This is a genomic window from Bacillus sp. AFS055030 (assembly GCF_002574545.1).
In the GTDB taxonomy this organism is placed as follows: Bacteria; Bacillota; Bacilli; order Bacillales; family Bacillaceae_G; genus Gottfriedia.
The window spans coordinates 1-1,972 of the sequence record NZ_NUGT01000049.1; the positions used below are offsets into that span (position 1 = coordinate 1).

2 protein-coding genes are annotated in these 1,972 nt (G+C 32.8%); both read right to left on the minus strand.

Annotated elements, in window-relative coordinates; all coding sequences use genetic code 11:
* Positions 1-53 precede the first annotated feature (53 nt).
* Positions 54-806: an IS21-like element helper ATPase IstB gene (istB, locus tag CN925_RS15615; protein WP_098847248.1), complete on the minus strand. Its 753-nt coding sequence runs from the start codon at positions 804-806 to the stop codon at positions 54-56.
* Positions 799-1,972, minus strand: a 1,174-nt coding sequence (gene istA / locus CN925_RS15620; RefSeq protein ID WP_098847251.1) for an IS21 family transposase, incomplete at its 5' end; no start/stop codon positions are given. The genes istA and istB, both read right to left, overlap by 8 nt.

A 1,972-nucleotide genomic window follows, 5' to 3' on the forward strand; every position in this document is an offset into this window, starting at 1 on the left:
TATAAATGTCAACTTAAACATGTACATTTTTGATTATTTAAATATGTACAAAATCACTCATTTTCCTTTGAAATATGTTGCTTAATTCTGTATGATTCCCCAACAATTGTTACGACTGTTGCGTGATGTAGAACTCGATCTAAAATGGCATTGGCTAGTTTGGTATCTTGAAAGATTTCATCCCATGACTTGAAATTAATATTCGTTGTTAGGATTGTACTTCGATTTTCATATCGTAAGTCTATTAATTGGAAGAACAGCTTCGCATCTTCTGCATCGATTGGTAAATAGCCAATTTCATCAATAATGAGTAGTTTATATTTTGTGTAATGTTTTAATCGTGCTTCTAATCGATTTTCAATCCTAGCTCTTTTTAATTGTTGAAGTAATTCATGACATTTTATAAAGTACGTACTTGTTCTTTTTTTAGCTGCTGCGATTCCAATCGCAGTAGCTAAATGTGTTTTTCCTACACCACTAGGTCCTAAAAATACAATATTTTCTTTTTCTTCAATAAAACGTAAGGTTAGAAAGTCAATGATTTGCTGCTTATTAATTGATGGTTGGAATTCAAAATCAAAGTCATTGACTTCTTTAAAGTGGGGGAATGCCCCCACTTTAACCATCGAATGAATCATGTTTTTCTCTCTTACATCAATTTCATAGTTCGTGAGTTTAACCAATGTTTCCACGAAGGATAATTGATTACCTACACTAAAATCAATGGTTTCACTTAAATGGTGAATCATCTGTTTTAATTTTAAATACTCTAGATTTTGTATTAACTGCTGGTAAGAATTATTCATTTTTATACACATCTCCAATTGCCTGTAAATTTTTCTTAGCTAATTGATCAATATCAGGATAGTAAGGAACCGATTTACTTAGCTCTTCTTTGTAATGCTGATCCTTGTAATTGATTTTTAACTGACTAATTTTGTGTTGAACAATTAGCTCTGTGTTATAATAAATGAATAGCTGATCATCATATGCTTGCAGTCCGACAGTCTTTCCTCTATATTTAGCTGGTACTGAATATTGGTTGGACTTATAAGACACCATGTTGGATGAATTTACTTTCACTAGCGTATGTTTGATTTTGTAAGAATCTCTTATTTGTTGCCGTGGTAGGGGCAGTAGGAGATTCTTTTCTTGTTTTAAGGCAAAAATCGGTATTTTCCCAGTACCTTGGTGAAAACTATGATTAATTCTCTCACAAAGGTGTTGGACAAACTTATGGAGCTCTTCAAGGCTAAACTTCCCTTGATAGGCATGAATCTCATCTAAATACTTCATAGGTGATTCAACTTTCCCTTTTGTCCTAGGTCTTCCAGCGATACAAGGATGTATTTTAAATCCAAAGTCATCCGCAAATTGAGCGAAACGTTTATTCACAACTCCCTTAAAATGATTCGTTCTAGCTTCATCCATGACAGTTTTCATATTATCCGTCACAATTCTCTTTGGAACACCCCCAAACGATTCAAATGCTTCCGTCAAAAACGAAAATAAAACACTTTGTGATTTAGAGATAGACAGATAAAAGGCACGAAATCTTGAGTAAGAAAGTAATAACACCGCCACGTTTATATGTACAATTTCGCCATCTTTCGTTTCATAACGAATGTCCTCTTTCCAATCTAGTTGAGCTTGTTCTCCAGGTGGAGTCTCAAACCTGATACTTGATTGTGTTGGATTTGTTCTCTTTCCTTCTTTAAAATAGGCTTGAAACTCAGGTTTACTTTGAATGTATCTACGAAAAGAAGAAGCAGCACAGTTCAAGTTATGGTTTTCTTTTAAATATTGCCAAAGCACTCGTTTGTAATAAAAAACTTGTTTTGAATCTTTTGATAATAAAAGTGAAATTACTTCATAGTAATCATCAATTTTTGAAGACTTGTTTTTTGTTTTTTTTGGAGTAAAACCATTTAAATATTTATCAATTGTTCGCCGATCTACATTTAATTCCTTC